This window comes from Pedobacter sp. CG_S7 (genome assembly GCF_040544395.1).
Lineage (GTDB): Bacteria > Bacteroidota > Bacteroidia > Sphingobacteriales > Sphingobacteriaceae > Pedobacter.
Window position 1 is genome coordinate 63339 of sequence record NZ_JBEONS010000014.1, and the last position, 20505, is coordinate 83843.

General features: G+C 38.3%; 24 protein-coding genes. 22 read left to right on the top strand and 2 right to left on the bottom strand.

Annotated elements, in window-relative coordinates; all coding sequences use genetic code 11:
* Positions 1–43: 43 nt before the first annotated feature.
* Positions 44–562, bottom strand: a complete 519-nt coding sequence (locus AAKU52_RS09500) for a winged helix-turn-helix transcriptional regulator (protein ID WP_354332698.1) — start codon at positions 560–562, stop codon at positions 44–46.
* Positions 563–620: 58 nt separating this feature from the next.
* On the opposite strand from AAKU52_RS09500, the gene AAKU52_RS09505 reads away from it, so the two are divergent.
* Positions 621–1574, top strand: coding sequence for an alpha/beta hydrolase family protein (locus AAKU52_RS09505; protein WP_354332701.1), 954 nt, complete (start codon positions 621–623; stop codon positions 1572–1574).
* A gap of 736 nt (positions 1575–2310) precedes the next feature.
* Positions 2311–2781, top strand: coding sequence for a hypothetical protein (locus AAKU52_RS09510; protein WP_354332703.1), 471 nt, complete (start codon positions 2311–2313; stop codon positions 2779–2781).
* 99 nt (positions 2782–2880) lie between these two features.
* Here the strand turns inward: AAKU52_RS09510 and AAKU52_RS09515 are convergent, their stop codons facing one another.
* Complete coding sequence (locus tag AAKU52_RS09515) at positions 2881–3243, bottom strand: winged helix-turn-helix transcriptional regulator (protein WP_354332705.1); 363 nt, start codon at positions 3241–3243, stop codon at positions 2881–2883.
* Positions 3244–3358: 115 nt separating this feature from the next.
* Between AAKU52_RS09515 and AAKU52_RS09520 the strand changes: the two genes are divergently transcribed.
* The 20 genes from AAKU52_RS09520 (at position 3359) to AAKU52_RS09615 (ending at position 20419) form a co-directional block, all read left to right on the top strand.
* Complete coding sequence (locus AAKU52_RS09520; protein ID WP_354332707.1) at positions 3359–3718, top strand: DoxX family protein; 360 nt, start codon at positions 3359–3361, stop codon at positions 3716–3718.
* A 49-nt stretch (positions 3719–3767) separates the two neighbouring features.
* Positions 3768–4646: an SDR family oxidoreductase gene (locus AAKU52_RS09525; RefSeq protein ID WP_354332709.1), complete on the top strand. Its 879-nt coding sequence runs from the start codon at positions 3768–3770 to the stop codon at positions 4644–4646.
* 118 nt (positions 4647–4764) lie between these two features.
* Positions 4765–5178 carry a VOC family protein gene (locus AAKU52_RS09530; protein WP_354332711.1) on the top strand — a complete coding sequence of 138 codons (414 nt, stop codon included), beginning with the start codon at positions 4765–4767 and terminating at the stop codon, positions 5176–5178.
* Positions 5179–5213: 35 nt separating this feature from the next.
* Entirely contained in the window at positions 5214–5528 is a 315-nt protein-coding gene (locus tag AAKU52_RS09535) for a PIN domain-containing protein (RefSeq protein ID WP_502931023.1), read from the top strand.
* A 352-nt stretch (positions 5529–5880) separates the two neighbouring features.
* Positions 5881–6321: a hypothetical protein gene (locus tag AAKU52_RS09540; protein WP_354332715.1), complete on the top strand. Its 441-nt coding sequence runs from the start codon at positions 5881–5883 to the stop codon at positions 6319–6321.
* Between the two features lie 80 nt (positions 6322–6401).
* Complete coding sequence (locus AAKU52_RS09545; protein WP_354332717.1) at positions 6402–6890, top strand: DUF3347 domain-containing protein; 489 nt, start codon at positions 6402–6404, stop codon at positions 6888–6890.
* A 167-nt stretch (positions 6891–7057) separates the two neighbouring features.
* Positions 7058–7630 (top strand): DUF3347 domain-containing protein, encoded by a 573-nt coding sequence (locus AAKU52_RS09550; RefSeq protein WP_354332720.1) that lies wholly within the window; start codon positions 7058–7060, stop codon positions 7628–7630.
* 5 nt (positions 7631–7635) lie between these two features.
* Positions 7636–7905, top strand: a complete 270-nt coding sequence (locus AAKU52_RS09555; RefSeq protein ID WP_354332723.1) for a hypothetical protein — start codon at positions 7636–7638, stop codon at positions 7903–7905.
* Between the two features lie 55 nt (positions 7906–7960).
* Positions 7961–10438 (top strand): multicopper oxidase domain-containing protein, encoded by a 2478-nt coding sequence (locus tag AAKU52_RS09560; RefSeq protein WP_354332725.1) that lies wholly within the window; start codon positions 7961–7963, stop codon positions 10436–10438.
* Positions 10439–10450: 12 nt separating this feature from the next.
* The gene (locus tag AAKU52_RS09565; protein ID WP_354332727.1) at positions 10451–12670 is read left to right on the top strand and encodes a copper-transporting P-type ATPase; all 2220 of its coding nucleotides are present in this window, start codon (positions 10451–10453) and stop codon (positions 12668–12670) included.
* Between the two features lie 79 nt (positions 12671–12749).
* The gene (locus tag AAKU52_RS09570; protein WP_354332729.1) at positions 12750–12983 is read left to right on the top strand and encodes a sigma factor; all 234 of its coding nucleotides are present in this window, start codon (positions 12750–12752) and stop codon (positions 12981–12983) included.
* A 183-nt stretch (positions 12984–13166) separates the two neighbouring features.
* On the top strand, positions 13167–13613 hold the full coding sequence (locus AAKU52_RS09575) for a hypothetical protein (RefSeq protein WP_354332731.1): 447 nt from the start codon (positions 13167–13169) through the stop codon (positions 13611–13613).
* Positions 13614–13790: 177 nt separating this feature from the next.
* Positions 13791–14126, top strand: coding sequence for an arsenosugar biosynthesis-associated peroxidase-like protein (locus AAKU52_RS09580; RefSeq protein WP_354332734.1), 336 nt, complete (start codon positions 13791–13793; stop codon positions 14124–14126).
* Between the two features lie 3 nt (positions 14127–14129).
* Positions 14130–15176, top strand: a complete 1047-nt coding sequence (gene arsS / locus AAKU52_RS09585) for an arsenosugar biosynthesis radical SAM (seleno)protein ArsS (RefSeq protein ID WP_354332736.1) — start codon at positions 14130–14132, stop codon at positions 15174–15176.
* Between the two features lie 68 nt (positions 15177–15244).
* Positions 15245–15838 (top strand): TIGR04282 family arsenosugar biosynthesis glycosyltransferase, encoded by a 594-nt coding sequence (locus tag AAKU52_RS09590; RefSeq protein ID WP_354332738.1) that lies wholly within the window; start codon positions 15245–15247, stop codon positions 15836–15838.
* 10 nt (positions 15839–15848) lie between these two features.
* A complete protein-coding gene (locus tag AAKU52_RS09595; protein ID WP_354332741.1) occupies positions 15849–16541 on the top strand; it encodes a TIGR04283 family arsenosugar biosynthesis glycosyltransferase in 693 nt (230 codons plus the stop codon).
* Between the two features lie 43 nt (positions 16542–16584).
* Positions 16585–18021, top strand: a complete 1437-nt coding sequence (locus tag AAKU52_RS09600; protein WP_354332743.1) for a dihydrolipoyl dehydrogenase family protein — start codon at positions 16585–16587, stop codon at positions 18019–18021.
* 37 nt (positions 18022–18058) lie between these two features.
* Positions 18059–18913, top strand: coding sequence for a sterol desaturase family protein (locus AAKU52_RS09605; RefSeq protein WP_354332744.1), 855 nt, complete (start codon positions 18059–18061; stop codon positions 18911–18913).
* 103 nt (positions 18914–19016) lie between these two features.
* Positions 19017–19535 (top strand): DinB family protein, encoded by a 519-nt coding sequence (locus AAKU52_RS09610; RefSeq protein ID WP_354332746.1) that lies wholly within the window; start codon positions 19017–19019, stop codon positions 19533–19535.
* Positions 19536–19576: 41 nt separating this feature from the next.
* The gene (locus AAKU52_RS09615) at positions 19577–20419 is read left to right on the top strand and encodes a haloacid dehalogenase type II (RefSeq protein WP_354332749.1); all 843 of its coding nucleotides are present in this window, start codon (positions 19577–19579) and stop codon (positions 20417–20419) included.
* The last annotated feature ends 86 nt before the right edge of the window (positions 20420–20505 follow it).

Genomic DNA, 20505 nt, shown 5'->3' on the forward strand with positions numbered 1-20505 from the left:
AAGCATTAGTCGAATCATCTGGAATATGTACTTAATAGGCCGCTTACGAACCAGCAGTAATTTTATTGTTTATCAGATCTGTTTCTTCACGAAATTTTTGTAAAGTCGTAAGGTTGTCTTTTGCATAAGCCGGAAATGATTCCGGTTTAATTTTTTTTACGCTCATGGCTCTGATTACTCTTTCGCGATGCTGCATTCCCCAGGACGCCATTTCATTGATGATCGGCTTAAGCGAATAACCATACTCTGTTAACTCGTATTCAACGGTCACCGGTTTGGTGTTCAATACCGTACGCTTTACCAGGCCATTCAACTCTAAATCCTGCAATTCTTTGGAGAGCATTTTTGCTGCAATACCATCTATGCTTCCTATTAACTCCATGAAGCGTTTTTTACCAAAGCTTAGTGAGCCAATTAGCCTTATCTTCCATTTCCCGCTTAATACATCCATCGTATCGCGGATCGCCAAATGATGCGCGGAACAGGCGTTCATATCCAAGAGTTCTTTATCCATTTTAATAACAGTTTCTATGAGGAAACCAGTTTCCACAAGTAAACCCATTACAAAGATAAACCATGTCCACTATATATTTGCCAATGAATTTTAAGAATAAATACAAATGGATCATATTGTAAAATTTTCTCCGGTTGTTTCTGTGAGCCCGATTACCTTAGAAGCTCCTGGCCGCGACTATCCACTGCAGGTGCGGGCCTCAGTGCCTGCTTATGGTGAACAACTACCTGTAATTATTTTTTCACATGGTTTTGGCTCTTCTATGGATGCATACGCTCCCCTCGTCAATTATTGGACCGCTCATGGCTTCGTTGTTATTCAGCCTACTTTTCTCGATTCTCGAACAATCAACCCGGGCCCCAAGGCCGAACATAGTGAGGCCATCCAGGCATACTTGCAAGATCCGCGAAAACCGATGATGTGGCGCTATCGTGTTGAAGATGTTAAGCGGGTGCTTGACCAGCTTGATTTTATAGAAAATTCTGTTCTTGGTCTAAAAGGACGCTTGGACCAAAGCCGGATTGCAGCAACAGGCCATTCGTTCGGAGCTCAAACCACCGCTACGTTATTAGGCACGAGAGTGATCAATGCCGATGGCAGTTTAAGTGAAGATATGCTCGATCCGAGGATAAAAGCAGGTGTACTTCTTAGTGCAGGCGGCCGCGGCGGTGAAGCGTTAAGTCCATTTGCCAATGAACATTTTCCGCATCTAAACCAAAGCTACGCTCAAATGAATACGCCAACGCTTGTTGTTGCCGGCGACCAGGACAAATCTCCATTGACGACCATGGGGCCTGAGTGGTTTACCGATGCCTATAAACTAAGTCCGGGGGCAAATAGCTTGGTTACCCTGATTGGGGGCGAGCATATGCTTGGCGGGATTTCAGGCTATTTGGTGACGGAAACAACTGATGAGAGTCGTGACCGGGTAGAAGCTGTACAACAACTTACCACAGCTTACTTGCGGTCTGTTCTTTATCATAGTGATCCGGCATGGTCGTCAGTTTGCTCTGACTTTCAGGAGAACCCTAATCCAATAGTTCAAATAACAAGTAAATAATTTTTCCCTCCTGATCATCGGATTCAGGAGGGATAGATGCTGTATATGCTGATAAAGTAAGGCTTTTAACGACAGGTTCTCCTATCAAATTATCGTTATCCGGCAAGAGGCACTGCTCGGCCGATTTCTTCGGTTACTAATGTCAAGTCTCTTGCTTCAAAAATAATCTGCTGGCGTTATATTGTTATCAAACAAACCCTCGATTAGACGCAGATCAGATAGAAAATGGTTCGAGAAGCGCCCATTTGGGGCCACAAACCCTTTTTTACATATTCGTAAAGAGGATTTATATTTTTTCAGACATTTTTCAGGGCTCTGAAAGTAGTTTAAAGGGCGTTTTTGGTTCGAGCCCAGTATGGGTTACAGCTTATCTTTAAGGTAAGCAATTCAGTCATTGGAAGCTACGATAATGTTCTGCTGGATAATGATCAGGGCCTCTGGAAGAGCTCCATTACTGATTTTCATGTTTTTTTTTGTTGAGTTTCTGCGCTTCTTCTAAAAGAAAAGTGGTATTGCCCTTTGGTTTTAGCTTATCACTTTTTAAGTAAACTGGAACCTTATAATCATGCCCTGTTTAAAAAATCTTGCAATTGCCACTTTTCCCTTTTCGATGTAGCCTATGGCTTTTGTGATGGCCAGCTCATCTTCCTCGAGGTAGGTGATGTGCAAAATTTTTGGTAAAAATCTCAGATTGCCAATTGAGAAAGAACTGATTATTTCTATTAAGCCCTAGATTATGACCAGAGAAGATGAAATAAACCGATTACTCGGGAACGGAACTCATGTGGTTATTTTGGGTGCTGGAGCAAGTATCGCATCAACAATCAAGGATCCCGAAAAAAATGGTAAACCGCTACCAGCGATGAATAATATTATTCAAGTTCTGAGGATAGAAGATATAGTATCGGGTTTACCTAAAGATTTGATAGAACTTTCATCAGATTTTGAAAAATTTTACAGCAAATTAGTTCTTAGACCGGAATTTGTAAGGGAACAACAATTAATTGAAAGGAAGATATATAAATATTTTAGTGAACTTGAACTTCCCGAAAAACCAACCATATACGACTATTTAATACTTTCATTACGTCCAAAAGATGTCATTGCTACTTTTAACTGGGATCCATTTCGTTATAAGCTTATTCGCGCTGTGGTAAGTTCACCCAAACACCATGTCTATTATTCCTCCATGGAACGGTTGCGTTAGGTTATGATAAAGTAGATAAAAGAACTGGGCCAGCGGGTTATTAGTCGAAAGCAACAACTGAGAATAAGAATTGTAGTCATCACGAAATGTTGGCCTATTTTAATTATTGGTCGTGATTTTCGTTTTGTGCTTTTCGCCCCATTGAGCCAAAGCAGTAATAATATCTTTTAACGATTGACTGTACGCTGTAGGGAGATACTCTACTATTACAGGGGTTTGGTCCGCAAATACAGTTCTTTCAACCAAATGGTTTACCTCTAATTTCTTCAATTCACTTGACAGCATTTTTGCGGAGATACCTTTTACGGCACGTTGTACTTCGTTGAATCTGGTATGTCCCCCTAAAATCGAAATCATAACCCGTATGGTCCACCTGCCTCCAAGAACGTATAAAGCGTCCTCTGTTGCTGATAGACGGTTTGTACATTGTACCGGTGAATACTCTAATTTATTCTTTGCCATTATTCTTCTTTTTGCCTACTAACCAAAAGGTTACTACTTACATTTAGGTAACTACTGTATTTTAGTTAGTAAATATACATAATTTTGTAATGTCAACTTTTTAGAAATAAAAAAAATGAAAGCTACAAAAATCACATACTACGTTACAACAGGAATCACTTCTGCAATGATGGTATATATTGCGTTTGAGACCCTTACCAAACCTGAAGTCAAAGTATCAATGGCGCATTTAGGGTTTCCCGATTATTTCAGGATCGAATTGGGAATTACAAAACTTATCGGTGCAGTATTTCTTTGGTTACCTATTAGATTGTTAAAAGAGACAGCTTACATTGGGTTCGCAATTATGTTCGTATCGGCCTCGATCGCGCATTATGCCGTCGGCGATCCTACGGATAAGGTTATTATAGGAATTGTTTTTCTTGCAATTTTGATTGCTTCGTATGTAAGCCACAACAAACTTCAAAAAAAATAAAAATTATTGATAGCTATAATTTTTGACACATAATTAAAAAAATAGATAGATGATATTAGTAACAGGTGCTACCGGTCAATTTGGTTCAAAAGCAGTGGAACATTTATTAAAAAAAGGAGTAAATCCTACAGAAATTTCAGTTTTAGTCCGAGATTCTGACAAAGCAATTAGTTTAAAAGAAAAAGGAATACATATAAAGGAGGGTGATTATACCAACCAAGGTTCAATGTTAGAGGCATTTCGAGGAGTAGATAAATTATTGTTGGTGTCAAGCAACAATAGAGAAGACATTGAAAACCGCACGTTACATCACGTGAATGTAATAAAAGCGGCCAAGGAAGCAAAAGTCGATCACATTGTATATACCTCCTTTGTTAGAAAAGCAGGATATGAAAATTCAGCCATAGCAGATTTCCAAAATTCTCACGTTGAGTCTGAAAACTATCTAAAAGAAAGTGGTATTGAATACACCATACTTCAAAATGGTATTTATGCTGAAATGATACTCGCTTTTATTGGCGACAAAGTGGCCGAGACCGAAAATATTTTGTTTCCAGGAGGAGAAGGAAAAGCAAGCTGGGTAATTCGCGAAGAGTTGGCCGAAGCTGCTGCACACGTTTTAACCACAGAGGATCATAAAAATAAAACCTATTCGTTAACCAATACCGAATCGATTGGTTTTAATGTCATAGCCCAAGATATTTCTGAATTATTGAATAAAAAAGTCAAGTATACATCCCCAGATGCTAATGCGTTTAAAGCTATTATGGAAAAAGCGGGTGTACCGGATATGTACATTAGTATGTTTATGATGTGGGGTACAGCTATAGCACAACAAACAATGGACAAAGAAGATGATACCTTGTCCAATTTCTTAAATAGAAAACCAACTTCTGTAAGTCAATTTATCGCAAAGGTTTACAGTTAATCGCCAACATTCAATTCGAGGACTAGTATAATGAGCCAGGCTAATCTTAACAGATTGGCGAACGCAAATGGCAACAAATACTTATGGACCGAATAAGCTTAAAAAATCACGCTGTTCTATGAAAGAAAAATATATCGTTCCCACAAATACAAGGTTAGGGCACGTGCACCTAAAGGTGGCCGACCTTGATCGTTCTCTTGGTTTTTATAAAGATTTATTAGGCTTAGAGCTGACGTCAACCTATGGGAAACAGGCCGCTTTTTTATCGGCAGACGGTTATCACCATCATATAGGTCTCAATACTTGGCATAGCACTGGGTCGCCACCTGCGCCCATGAAGGGTGTCGGGCTTTATCACACTGCTATCCTTTATGCTACGAGGAAAGAACTTGCCAAAATCTATCTTCGAATAAAAATGGCAAAGTATCCGATGACCGGTGCAAATGACCACGGAGTTTCGGAAGCCCTTTATTTGAATAAAATGAACAAGTTATTTTTGAGGTTACGGAGGATGTTTCTGCATGATTTTTAGCAGATTAAGTATGCCCCAAATAAATTAGCATAATTATTGTCCCGGAATTTTATACTTCGGTCATTACTACGCCGGAAATTGCAGCCGAATATGGAAAAAGACTTCCTGGATGGGTTGAAGTGAAGGCTGTTCAAAATAGAGAATTACTTTATACATATGCAGATAGTATTGATATTGGAGAGGCAAGCGCAATGGCTCTTGCAAATGAAATTCATGGTGACTTAGTCATTTTAGATAATGCAGCTGCAAGAATATTTGCAGAAAAACTTCACCTTCAAATTACAGGAAGTGTAGGCGTTTTATTGAATGCTAAGAAAAAGGGCATTATAGCTTGGTCCTTATCTGGTTAAAATTCAACAAACCAATTTTAGAATATCTCCAAACTTAATCAGCCACATTCTAATTGCAGCTGGTGAGGAATAATTTAAACAAAAGGTTTGACGACATCAGCCTAGGTAGCGAGGTTTCAAGCAATTCCATTATTCTTTATATCGCATTTGTAGGAGATAGTTTTTAGAAACAACTAAAAATTATTATATGTGTTAGCTTTTAACACCAATATAGTATTCCTTTCTGGGTGCTAAGTATCAGGAATAGTATAACATTATCACGAAATTATGTAAATTTTCAAGAATTGCTAGATGTATCTTTCGTATTAAAATTAGATATTATTAACAATAATTTTATTTTTTTATAAACAAAATGAAATGTGAGACCACCATAAAATTAAAAGCAGTTTTTCTGCTGTTCGTGTTTTTATTAAACACGCTGGTTGGTTTTGCATGTGCTACAGGTTTGGAGGGAATTTCGGGTCATAAGCATCATGAAAATGAAGGTGAAATTCTAGCACCTAATCATTCTGAATCAATGGATCATGATTCAGACCATCATCACTTTGCAAAAGAGGATAAAGAAAATTGCTGCAAGGACGAGGTTGCAAAATTGGTAATGGCCGATAAAGTATTTGCTTCTGGGATTGGATTAAATATACAACCCTTAGTCTCTTATACAATTGTCACATCATTTTACCAATTTGATGTTTTGGGATCATTGGTATATATTTCAAAGCCTAAATATTTTGTCAGACACCACCATCCGCCAATACCAGACATACGGATAAACATTCAAAGTTTTCAGATATAAGAGTTTATTGTTTTCATATTTTTTGTATGAAGGGTGTTCCTTTATGCTTATTTTTTTTAAATACATTAAATCAAAACATCATGAAAAAGATATTTTTAGTAGTTGCACTAATTGCAATTGCATGGATCAAACCAGGTTTCGCTCAAAGCAGCCAAACACAATCGTTATTAACTTCTTACTACGACATCAAAAATGCATTTGTAAATTCGGATGCCAGTGAAGCGGCCGAAAAATCAACTGAATTTTCAAAGGTATTGAGTAGCATTGATATGAAATCGCTCACTAAAGTAGAAATGACTGCTTTTATGTCTTTTCAAGACAAGCTTTCTTTTGATGCTAATCGCATTTCAGAGAGTAAAGACATTGCTGAACAGCGCGAACACTTTGCGAATTTTTCAGCCAATCTTTTTAAACTTGCGAAAGTTGTAAAACTGACTAAAGAACCAGTTTATTATGACTACTGTCCAATGAAGAAAAGCTATTGGCTATCTGATAATGCCGCAATCAAAAATCCATATTTCGGAAAACAAATGTTAACCTGCGGCACTATAAAGGAAACTTTAAAGTAATCTGATTGTTAATTGTATGGCTACACTTTTAATATGCGTGTTTAGCTGTACAATTGACTTTTTGGTATCATCAAATAATCTTCTAATGGCCTAATTTAAATGTAACGTGAGGTTCCTTATAGAAGGTATTCAACTATTAATAAAATAGTTTAAATCAACGAAATACAATGAAAACATTAATTTATAGTCTGACCTTTTCTCTATTATTTTTAGCTGCTTGTACTGGTAGCACTAACAAAACCCAAAAAGTTGTAGAAAAGGACACTACCAAAACCAAAGATGCGGGCTCTAGCTCTTCAAATAAAAGCGCTTCAACAGCTGCATTATTAAGTTCCTACTTCAAATTAAAAAATGCTTTTACAACAGATAATGATAAGGATGCAGCAGCGGCAGGTAATGAAATGGTTGCTGCATTTGCCAATTTTGACAAAAAGTCTTTAACAGCGGACCAAATTAATACTTATGCAGATATACAGGATGATGGTAATGAACACGCAGAGCATATAGGTGCCAATGTAGGAAATATTAAGCATCAGCGTGAGCATTTTGATATGTTGAGCAAAGATATGTACGATCTTGTGAAATTACTTGGAGCAGGCCAACCCTTGTATGTGGATCATTGTCCAATGTACAACAACAATAAAGGAGCAATTTGGTTGAGTGAAGTAAAGGAAATTAAAAATCCTTATTTGGGACAGTCTATGCCAACTTGTGGTACTGTTCAGGAAGAGTTAAAATAGCAGCCATGAAGGGCATGAAAAAAATTCTTTTTGGGTTATTAGTAAATCTGATACTAATCCAATTTATACAGCCTCCCCGCAACAAAAGCGGACAAGCTATGCCAAAGGATATTTCTAAAACCATTTTTGTGCCGGTCGATGTACAAGTTATCCCGAAAAAAGCTTTAAACTTCCATACACGATCGGGCAAAGCAGAATTAAATTTTAACGAAATTGGTTCCTATAACCCACAGAGACAACGTAATAAATTACACTCCATAGAAATGCTGTTTTAATCGAGGATAGTTTAAATAGAAAGAATCTTTAACTAACTCATAAACACAAAAAGAAATGAAAAACATACTAACGGCCTTTTTATTCATCTTTTGTTCCTCGGTTTACGCCCAGGAGATGAAGATGCCTAAAAGCGAAAGTGTAAAGCCAGTCCAGACCATTTACACTTGTCCAATGCACCCTGAAATTCAGCTTGACAAGCCGGGTAACTGTCCTAAATGTGGGATGAAACTGATAAAGAAAAAACCTAAGTCCCCTCCTGCAAAGCATAATGAAATGCAGATGCCGATGAAAGATACCCCTAAAAAGAGGAAGAACATGGAGGAGACGAAAGGTCGTACAGTACGCTATGACCTATACATTGCGGATACAACGGTAACATTTGGAAAAAAATCAAAACGAGCAATAGCCGTAAACGGCCAAATTCCGATGCCTACCTTAACTTTTACGCAAGGTGACACAGCAGAGATATATGTCCACAATAATCTGGATGAAAAAACTTCTTTGCATTGGCATGGCCTGTTTTTACCAAACAAGATGGACGGTGTGCCCTTTCTTACACAAATGCCCATAAAACCACATAGTACCTATGTTTATAAGTTTCCTATTGTACAGCACGGAACGCATTGGTACCATAGCCACAGTATGTTTCAGGAACAAATTGGTATGTATGGGGCATTTATCATGAATAAGCGGGTAGAAGGGGACATCCCCACAATACCTATAGTACTTAGTGAATGGACAGACATGAAGCCGGAAGAGGTTCAGCGTAGCCTAAAGAATGCTAATGACTGGTTTGCCATCCAAAAAGGTACGACCCAAAGCTATGCCGAAGCAATTAGAACGGGGCATTTCAAAACCAAATTGACCAATGAATGGAAGCGTATGAATGCGATGGATGTGAGTGATGTTTACTATGACACATTTCTAATCAATGGAAAGAACCAACAATCACATCCACAATTTAAAGCTGGTGACAAAGTGAGATTGCGTATCGCAAATGGAGGTGCTTCTGATTATTTCTGGTTGACTTATTCAGGAGGTAAGATAACCGTGGTTGCAACTGATGGAAATGATGTAGAACCAGTGGAGGTAGACAGGTTGATTATTGCAGTATCTGAGACTTATGATGTGGTGGTGACTATTCCGGAAAATAAGAGCTACGAATTTTTGGTTACACCAGAAGACCGTACAAAATCGGCCTCTTTATGGCTGGGTAAGGGAGAAAAGGTGCCTGCTCAGAAATTGCCTAAGCTGAAATACTTTGCCGGAATGAAAATGATGAATGACATGATGGATATGAGTGGCAATATGATCGAAATGGATGGTATGAAAATGCAGAACCAAGTCATGGACATGAACACGGTGATGTACCCAGAAATAACTGGTGAAGAGAATCCGAAGACGGCTAGCAAAAAAGAAAGTATGCCGGGTATGCAAATGCCAAATGATAAAAGTATGGCCGGAATGAATATGGCAGCTGATAACCCTGACATCGTTACTTTAAACTATGGAATGCTCCGTGATCCTAAAAAAACAACCTTACCTAAAGGGCCTTGGAAAGAATTGAAATTCGATCTTACAGGTAACATGAACAGATACGTTTGGACTTTAGACAATAAAACAGTTTCCGAAAGCGATAAAATACTGATTAAGAAAGGCGAAAATGTTAGGATTATCATGTTCAACAATAGCATGATGCGCCATCCAATGCACCTTCACGGTCATGATTTTAGGGTACTAAACGGACAAGGTGAAAATGCACCCATGAAAAACATCATTGATATTATGCCCATGGAGCGGGATACTATTGAATTTGCTGCTAATGAAGCAGGGGGTGATTGGTTTTTTCATTGCCATATCCTTTACCACATGATGAGCGGTATGGGGCGGGTTTTTAGTTATGAAAATTCGCCACCTAATCCAGAATTACCTAACCCGGAAATGGCTTATAGGATGTTGAAAGCCGATGACAGGGCGCTTTATCCTATGGCAAGGGTTGGCATTGAAAGTAATGGCAGTGATGGTGAAATTATGCTGTCCAATACTCGCTATCGTTTTACAACTGAATGGCGAATTGGTTTTGATAAAGTAAATGGTTATGAAAGCGAAAGTCACCTTGGAAGGTACATCGGGCGAAATCAATGGCTTTTCCCTTATGTTGGCTGGGATTTTCGTAAAAGAACAGTTGATCCAATGGAGAAGAACATCTTCGGACAATCCTTAGCCCCAGGAAATAATGTTTTTGGACAGCGTAATAGCAAAAACTTCAGACAGGTATTTCACCTAGGGCTGCAATATACTTTGCCAATGTTAGTTGTTGCAGATGCTTCTGTCGATCACAAAGGAAATGTTAGATTTCAATTGATGAGAGAAGATGTTCCGATTTCAAAAAGGCTCCGTTTTCAATTTATGGTCAACACAGATAAAGAGTATATGGCCGGATTTAGATATATCATGACTAAATACTTCGCCTTATCCACCCACTATGATAGTGACATGGGATATGGTGGAGGAATTACTTTAAATTATTAAATACACCGCATTATGACCCAAATGAATGCTCATCCCGAGCAAACCGAAAACTTAAAGAAGCATCAAGATGCAGATCATGATAATCATGGTTCAGCTTCTCACGATCATAGCAAAACGGCTCAATACACCTGCCCCATGCATCCGGAAATAGTAAGGGATGAGCCTGGTTCCTGCCCTATCTGTGGGATGGATCTGGTCCCGATGGGTACAAATGAGGGAGAGGACGATAAGACCTATGATAGCCTACTACTAAAATTTAAAGTTGCATCCCTGTTTACCATTCCTATCTTTTTGATTGCAATGTCTGAAATGCTACCGGGTAATCCCTTGTTTAAACTGATGGATTTAAAGTATTGGAATTGGGTGCAGTTTGTACTTTCCATCCCAGTTGTTTTCTATGCGACATGGATGTTCTTTCAGCGGGCATGGAAATCTGTGATCACCTGGAACTTAAATATGTTTACCTTAATCGGAATTGGTGCGGGGGTGGCATGGCTTTTTAGCCTTGTTGCCCTTCTTTTTCCTGGTGTTTTCCCTGATCAATTTAAAACACACATGGGAACCGTTTATGTTTATTTTGAGGCTGCTACAGTTATCTTAACGCTGGTGTTGCTTGGACAGCTTTTAGAAGCCAGAGCACACGGGAAGACCAATAGCGCTATTAAAGAATTATTGAAGCTGGCACCAAATACCGCTACAAAGATAGTGGAAGATAAGGAAATGTCAGTTTCTATTGATGACATTCAAAAAGGCGACATGCTGCGCGTAAAACCAGGTGAAAAAATCCCAGTGGATGGCAGCGTCAAAGTTGGCGAAGTAGCGATTGATGAATCCATGATTTCCGGTGAACCCATTCCAGTAGAAAAGAAACCCGGTGATAAAGTAAGCTCAGGCACCATCAATGGAAATAAAACTTTTGTGATGCTTGCAGAAAAGGTAGGCTCAGAGACGCTGTTGTCGCAGATCATCGAAATGGTTAATTCTGCAAGTCGTTCTAAAGCACCAATTCAGAAAATGGCGGATAAGATTTCCGGTTATTTTGTACCGGTGGTGGTACTGATTGCGGTAGCCACTTTTGTAGTATGGGCGATATATGGGCCTGATCCTTCTTATGTTTATGCATTGGTAAATGCCATCGCTGTATTGATCATCGCCTGTCCTTGTGCCCTTGGTCTTGCTACTCCCATGTCTGTTATGGTAGGTGTGGGAAAGGGTGCGCAATCTGGTGTACTCATCAAAAATGCCGAATCACTTGAAAAAATGAATGCCATTGATGTGGTGATCATTGATAAAACAGGAACAGTAACAGAAGGAAAACCATCGGTTGAAAAGGTGGTTACTGTCAACTCAGATTTTTCTGAAAAAGATATTCTGCAAAAAATAGTGGCACTTAATAGTAGTAGTGAACATCCTTTGGCGCAGGCCACCCTACGTTATGGAGAGGAACATAAGGTAAGTGTTGAGTCCATTTCACAATTTGAGGCAGTGACAGGCAAAGGCGTTATCGGAGTGCTTGGATCAGAAAAGCTAGCTTTGGGCAATGAAAAACTGATGGAGCAGGTAAAGGCAAAAATTATTCCTGAATTGGAGCAACAGGTTAAAGCTGAACAAAAACAAGGCAAAACGGTATCTTATTTAGCCGTTGGAAATCAAGGTGTAGGTTTTGTGGTTATTTCTGATAAGATTAAAGCATCCAGTGCATCTGCAATTAAGAAGCTACAACAGGAAGGCTTAAAGGTGATCATGTTCACCGGAGATAATGAAGATACGGCAAGGGCAGTTAGCGCAACATTGAATTTAGATGGTTTTAAGGCACAGATGTTACCGGAAGACAAATTGAATGAAATAAAAAAATTACAGGCTGAAGGGAAAAAGGTCGCAATGGCGGGTGATGGCATTAATGATGCTCCGGCTTTATCACAGGCTGATATTGGTATTGCAATGGGCACCGGAACCGATGTGGCTATTCAAAGCGCGGCAATTACATTGGTAAAAGGGGATTTAGGTGGAATTGCCAAAGCCCGCTCATTGAGCCATAAGGTAATGGGAAATATTAAGAGCAATTTATTTTTTGCACTCGGCTATAATGCATTAGGTATTCCTATAGCGGCAGGGCTATTATATCCTTTTTTTGGAATCTTACTTTCTCCAATGATTGCGGCGTTGGCGATGAGTTTCAGTTCGGTTTCCGTTATTTTAAATTCTTTGCGGTTAAGAAATGCTAAAATATAAGTCAGCTAATCCTGAAATTAAATCATTTGGGTGCCAGCAAAGCTGAAAGCATATATTTAATTCAATCACTGCTCGATCTATGGATTCTAGAAATAATGTTGAAAGTACAGGGGAAATAATCGAAACTTGGGTGAAACTGTATATTAACAGTTTATATAGGTGGGCATTAATTAAAACTTCTGAAAAGGAAAAAGCAGAAGATCTGGTACAGGATACTTTTTTGGCTGCTTATCAGCAACTGGAGAACTTTAATGGTAAAAGTAGTCCCAAAACGTGGCTCTTAGCTATCCTAAATAATAAAATTAAAGGTTAATACCGTACTAAGTATAAGGTTCTTAACGATAGAGCGGCTATAAAAAAACAGGATAGCCCAATATTTACCCAGTTTTTTGATGAGAATGAGCACTGGAAGAATGAAGAAAAACCATTATCATGGGAAGATAATTAAACTAATTTATTGGATGACCCTGAATTTAACCTCATTTTAGCATCTTGCATGGATCGCTTACCAGAGCAATGGAGGTTAGCGGTAGACCTCAAATATATTGACGAAAAAAAAGGCACATTAATCTGTCCGGAATTGGATATTGCGCCAACTAATTTCTGGCAGATTCTCACAGAGCTAAAAAAATTATTAGTTGTAACAATGTTATTTATGGGTATTGCAATTACCGGATTTGCACAACTGGCTAAAGTAATCGCATTGGTAAACAAAGCATCTTGGTGCCATGTTTGTCAGGAAAATGGTCCTCGTTTTCAAAAAGACATCATGCCGATGGCTATGCAGAACAAGAATGTTAAAATTGTAGTAAACGATCTTTCTAACGACAATACTAAGGCCGCCTCATTGCCTATGCTTCAAAAAGCAGGTATCGAAAATTTCGCATCTAAAAATACTGGAACAGGTATGTTGTACCTGATTGATGCAAAAACAAAAAAATGATTGCCAAAATTAGTCTTGCTGAAAACAACGAAGAAATCAAAAAAGTTTATATTGCTGCACATGCCAAAGGCTAGCCATATAATATATAGTGATTGGGTAAAGGGGCCTAGGCACTGATTGGCGAATTGCTCAGAAACTTTTGGCTGGTTTAAATGTTTATTATGAAACTGAAAATAGATGAGTGATCACTACTACAACGCTGACGATCTGGCCAAGTTTGGCAACATCGCCGAATATCAAAAAGAAATGGCTGATAAATTTTTTTCTTATTATGGGGATGTATTTAAGGACAGCCATTTAACAGCTAAGGAAAAGTCTCTAATTGCTCTTGCGGTTGCACATGCTGTTCAGTGCCCATATTGTATTGATGCTTATAGTAGTGACGCTTATGAAAAGGGATATAGTGAGCAGCAGATGATGGAAGCCGTACATGTAGCGGCTGCAATTAAAGGTGGCGCAGTGCTAGTGCATGGTGTACAGATGATGAACAAGGTAAAAGAGATCGGGATGTAAAGTATGAAGTCACTCAAGGTATTAAATCACCATTTAGCAGATTCCAATAATCAGCTGGCAATATTGGAGAATGAGGGGTTGCATAAGCACGCTTCATTTAAAGACAAACTGGCAACTATGGGGCAACTTCCTTTACAGGCCACTGGAGTAGAAATATTCCAGGTCAATGTGGGCAAAATGTGTAATCAGGTTTGTAAGCACTGCCATGTTGATGCAGGTCCTGATCGAAAAGAGATCATGACCAAAGAAACGATGCAATTGTGTTTGAATGTATTGGAGCATTCTACTATTAAAACAATTGACCTTACTGGTGGCGCACCTGAGTTGAACCCCAACTTCCGCTGGTTCGTTACCGAAATTAAAAAATTAGATAAACACATCATTGTTCGGTGCAATTTGACCATTATACTGGCCAATAAAAAATTCCATGACCTGCCAGCGTTTTTTAGGCAACACGATATAGAGGTGGTATCATCTTTGCCAAGTTTTACAAAAGATCGTACCGATAGGCAACGTGGAGACGGAGTTTTTGAAGACTCTATTAAAGCATTAAAAATGCTAAACGCAGTAGGTTATGGTATACCTGAAAGCAATTTGCAACTTAACCTGGTTTACAATCCTGCAGGGGCATTTTTACCTCCCTCGCAACGGGCGTTGGAAATTGAATATAAGGAAGAACTGTTAAAAACATTTGGCATTCGATTCAATAATTTGTTTGCGATAACAAATATGCCAATTAGCCGCTATCTTGATTATTTGCTATCCACTGGCAATTTCGATAAATATATGGAAAAGCTCATCACTGCGTTTAACCCTGCAGCCGTTCAAAATGTGATGTGTCGCAATACAATTTCGGTAAGTTGGGATGGCTTTCTTTATGATTGCGATTTTAACCAGATGCTAGAACTTCCAGTAAGTACAGCACAGTCAAGACACCTTAAAGATTTTGATTTAAATGTACTAAATAAGAGGAACATTATGCTTAATCAACACTGCTATGGCTGTACTGCTGGTGCAGGATCAAGTTGTGGTGGCGCAGTGGCCGATTAAACTTAAATACTTTTTTTTATGATGGTGGGGGTTGTTATTGCTAGAATATTTAAAATTAATGAAGTACAATGAAGCAAGCGATACTGATATTCGTGAAAAATGCTGTTAAAGGAAAGGTGAAAACAAGATTAGCAGCCACACTAGGTGATGATGTAGCATTTGATATTTATCAGCAGCTATTAAAGCATACCGAAAATTGTACAGACTCGCTAGTGACTGACAAAATTGTTTTTTATTCAGATTACCTTGAAGCTGTGGATATTTGGAATAATGGTACCTATCATAAACAAACTCAAGTAGGATCAGATTTAGGCGAAAGAATGCACAATGCATTCGAGTATGCTTTTGCAAATGGATATAAGCAGGTTGCTATCATTGGATCAGATTGTTTTGAAATTAATGCTGCAATTATTGAGAAGGCCTTTGTGCAACTCGGGCATAGTGATGTTGTTTTAGGCCCCGCTTTAGATGGAGGGTATTACCTTTTAGGACTAAAATCACCTTGCCATGAAATTTTCCAAGATATCCAATGGAGCACAGATCAAGTGTTAATTCAAACCATGCAGGTATGCCATAAACTAGGTTTAAAAACGACTCAACTTCAAGAATTATCAGACATTGATAATGAAGCCGATTTAAAAAAATGGATTACCAATAATTAATTATAATAGCATGATCAGCATAATTATTCCTGTGTATAACGAAGCCGATGTGATTTCAAAAAACATCTCCAATACAAGGAAAGCATGTGCAACTGATCTAGTAGAAATTATTGTGGTAGATGGGGGAAGTAGTGATGAAACTGTTGCTGTTGCTCAAAGAGCAGGAGTAATCCTTGTCAAAAGTGAAAAGGGGAGGGCTAAGCAAATGAACCATGGTGCAACTGTTGCAAAAGGGGAAATATTATATTTTCTACACGCTGACAGTATACCTCCCTTGCAATTTGACCTATCTATTTGGAACGCTTACCAAAAAGGCGCGCAAAGCGGATGTTTTAGACTTGCATTCGATTATGAACATTGGTTTTTAAAAGCGAATAGTTGGTTTACCCGATTTGATGTAAATGCATTTCGGTTTGGCGACCAAAGTCTTTTCGTTTCTAAAAAAGTGTTTCATAAAAGTGGCGGGTTTAGAACAGATCTAATGATCATGGAAGACCAGGAAATCATCCATCGAATAAAGCAATGCGGAAAGTTTGTGGTTATAAATGACTATGTGACAACATCTGCAAGAAAATATTTAGTAAATGGAATTTACAGTATGCAGGGTATCTTCTTTCGTATCTGGGCGCTTTATTATTTAGGATATTCACAGGGAAAATTATTGAAGTTATACAAGAAATTAATTCGTAAACACAAACTTTAACAAAATGAAGCATTAATGAGGATTGGCTTTAACCCAAATAAAAATGGCAAAACATGAATTTGATATCATAGTAATCGGCGCTGGTTCTGGGGGCTTAAGTGTAGGTTTGTTTATGAACCAAGCTGGCTTCAAAGTGCTGATGGTTTCCATATCGGATCTTGACATTGGTGGTGACTGCCTTAACGATGGTTGTGTGCCAAGCAAGGCACTTATACATGTGGCAAAACTTGTTAAACATGCCCAAGAAGCTTCACAATTTGGTTTGCAGGTAAAAGGCAAAGCTGATATTAAAAAAGTAATCGGTTATATCCGCTCAAAACAATCTCTGATCAGAACACATGAAAATGCCCAATGGTTGCGTGATCAGGGAATCAGCGTTGCTTTGGGAAATGCCTCTTTCACAGGAAAACAGGAGATCGAAGTTAATGGAAAATTATATTCAGGCAAGAAAATAGTCATCGCCACGGGTTCAAAACCCAGTAAACTTATCATTGATGGCGTAGAAAAGGTAAGCTATTATGATAATGAAAGTATCTTTCATCTCGAAACTTTGCCCGAAAACATATTATTTATAGGTGCTGGTCCAATCGGGTTAGAGATGGCGCAGGCTTTATTCCGCCTTGGAAGTAAAGTAACGATGGTACATCAAGGAGATGCAATTTTGGAACATGATGATCTTGCGGTTACTGCTGTTTTATTGGAACAATTAGAAAAAGAGGGCATAACAATCCTTTTAGAAACACAAATTGAGCGTTTTACATCAGCTAATGAAGCCGTCATCAAAACAAAAAAGGGTGAAACAAAAACCATTCAGTTCGATGCAGTTTTTGTCGCGATTGGTCGTGAACTGTTATTAGATCCGCTTAACTTAGAGAAAGCAGGTATAGCTGTAGAACATAACCTTATTGTAACTGATCATTATTTAAGGACAACCAATAAAAAAGTTATGGTTTGCGGAGATGTAGCTGGCGATCTCCAGTTTTCACACGCCGCTGAATTTCATGCCCGGATAATCCTCAATAATCTTTTCTCTCCTTTTAAAAAGAAACTTAATAATCAATACATGTCGTGGGTTACCTTTACCGATCCAGAACTGGCAGCATTCGGTTTAAGTGAAATGCAATTGAAAAAAAAGCGCATCAACTATCGCAGGCTAGAAAAAGATTTTAAGGAAGACGACCGTGCAGTAGTGGATGATTTTAGGTATGGGAAATTGGTCTTGTTTGTGAGTAAAGCCGGACTACTGAAAAGACAAAAATTATTGGGTGGAACTATGATTGCGCCAAATGCTGGTGAGCTTATTCAAGAACTCATATTGGCCAATTCGGCAAATCTTTCCGTAAAAACGATCTTTAACAAGATTTATCCTTACCCAGTCGCCTCGCGGATTAATCAAAGCTTAATTACCAACCTCATGTCTGAAGGATTGACGCCGATGATAAAAGCACTATTGCAAAAAGCATATCAAATTTTTAGCTAGTGGAGTGGTGGGCCAAATTAAAACAAAAATAAATGATATGGGTTTGATCAATAAAATATTCGATAAAAAAGCAGCTCCGTTGCTAGCAGCTGTTTTTGTTATACTATTTATTGCTGAGCGTAGAAGGAAACTTAGGAAACCTAGCCAGCCTTTAATCAAAAGAATGGTCACCAATTCAATTGTGGCTGCGCCGGCGTTTGGTCTGCTTCGCTTCGTTTTTCTTCCAGCAATGGTAAAGCTGGCACTAAAAAACAAAAGATATGGTGTTGGTTATTTATTGCCTTTTTCGCCATTTTTACGCCTGCTCACTACATTCTTAATCCTCGACTACGGAAATTATCTTTGGCACGTCCTCAATCATAAAATCCCTCTGCTTTGGCGGTTTCATTTGGTACACCATACCGACCTTGACCTCGATACCTTAACGGCTTTTCGTTTTCATTTCGGAGAAATGATCGGGTCTGTTTTTTTTAGGGGATTGTTCGTTTTCCTATCTGGCGCAACCGCAAAAGAGGTATTGGCTTATGAGCTACTTTTTGAAAGTGCAACCCAGTTCCATCATAGCAATATGAGAATACCTCGTAAACTGGAAGCTTGTCTTAATAAGATAATCGTTACACCAAGTATGCATGGCATCCACCATTCGGTTAATAAAGATGAAACAGATAGTAATTATGCGGTAATTTTTTCATTTTGGGATAGCATGCACCAGACCTTTAAATTCAATCCTGATCAGAAACAAATCATTATTGGCGTACCGGAATACCGTGACGCAAGCCAAATGACTGTTAGGTATTTATTGACCATGCCATTTAAAAAACAGTATAATTATCAAAGCAATATGCCTTGTAAATTAAGTATAAAACCAAAACGTGATATAGAGGCGACTTAAGCCATTATTGGTTCCCGCCTCTGTTATTGAAAGTAGCGTAAAACGATATGTAGGCGAATTGAAATAGAAGTTCAATAAAAAAGAATAATAAATATACCATAAAATGAAACGAATTTTTGCAATCCTCATCTGTTTATGTACCGTACATGGCGCAAATGCACAGTCAACTGATAGTTTACAGACTCAGTTGGCCCGCAAATGGGTTAATAGTAAGATTTATGCCTTGAATTTTGCGGCTTTAATGCCTGAACATGCGTATGATTTCAAGGCATCGCCAGAAGAAATGACTTTTGGCGAACAGCTGCTCCATATCGCTGACAATATGAACTGGCTTTCTTCCTCTTATCTTTTAATAGATACAGTCCAAAAAAGAGAAAAGACAGCAAAATTGTCGAAAGCCGAAATAATAAACATAGTTAGCGATGCCTATGATCATGGACTTAGGGGACATCTGAAAATGAATAAAGATCAATTGGATGAAAAAGTAAAGTTCTTTGCTGGACCAATGACACGAAGACAGCTATTGATCTTGATGCATGATCATCAGACCCATCACTTGGGCCAACTAATTGTCTACCTGCGCCTAAAGGGAATTAAGCCACCAGATTATGTAGGCTGGTAGAAGTATTAACTTTTAAAATGTGCCCAATAACTATTAGTTTATTGGGTTTCTATTTATTGTTTTTAGTAGTGTCTTTAAAAAAAATAGAAATGAATAACAGGAGTTTTTTTTTAAAAACAATAGCCCCAGTGGGATCATTAAGTCTAATTGATGTTGATGGCTTTGCAACCGAATCAAAATCATTAAGTAAAGAGAAAGTAAGTGTATGGAGCAAGCCAAAGATTATTTTCTTTGACGTCAATGAAACCCTACTAGATCTGGAGCCTTTGAAAAAATCTGTTGTCGCAAAACTGGGTGGCAACAAGGAACTTGGTACATTATGGTTTACTACAATGCTTCAATATTCTCTGGTGGTAACTGTTAGCAGTCAATATTTTGATTTTGGTAGGATTGGAGCCGCCACTTTAATGATGGTTGCCAAAAACAATGAGATTGAGCTTAGCGAGGATGAAGCAAAAGAGGCCGTAGAGCCTATGCTATCTTTAAAGCCACATTCGGAAGTAAAAGAAGCATTAGCCTTATTAAAAAAAGCGGGTTACCTCCTGGTTTCATTTAGTAATTCATCCAACAAGGCTGTTAAAGTACAGTTAGATCATGCTGGAATCACATCTTTTTTTGATCAGATTTTAAGTGTAGAGGATTATGGGAAATACAAACCTCATCTGGAGGTATATCATTGGGCTGCAAGGAAAATGAATGTAGAAAATTCTGACTGTATGCTAGTTGCGGCTCACGGGTGGGATGTCGGTGGGGCAAAGTGGGCAGGTTGGCAAACTGTATTTATCACAAGGCCTGGCCAACAACTTTTCCCATTAGCAATTACTCCCGATATCATTGAGAATGATTTATTAAAATTTGCTGTTAAAATACTGAAGTCTAGTTAATCAAAGATGATTGTCAACTTTATATAAATTACTAATGGTATTCTATTAATTTGGAAAGGTTAGAAGAAAATGGATTTTAAATATTT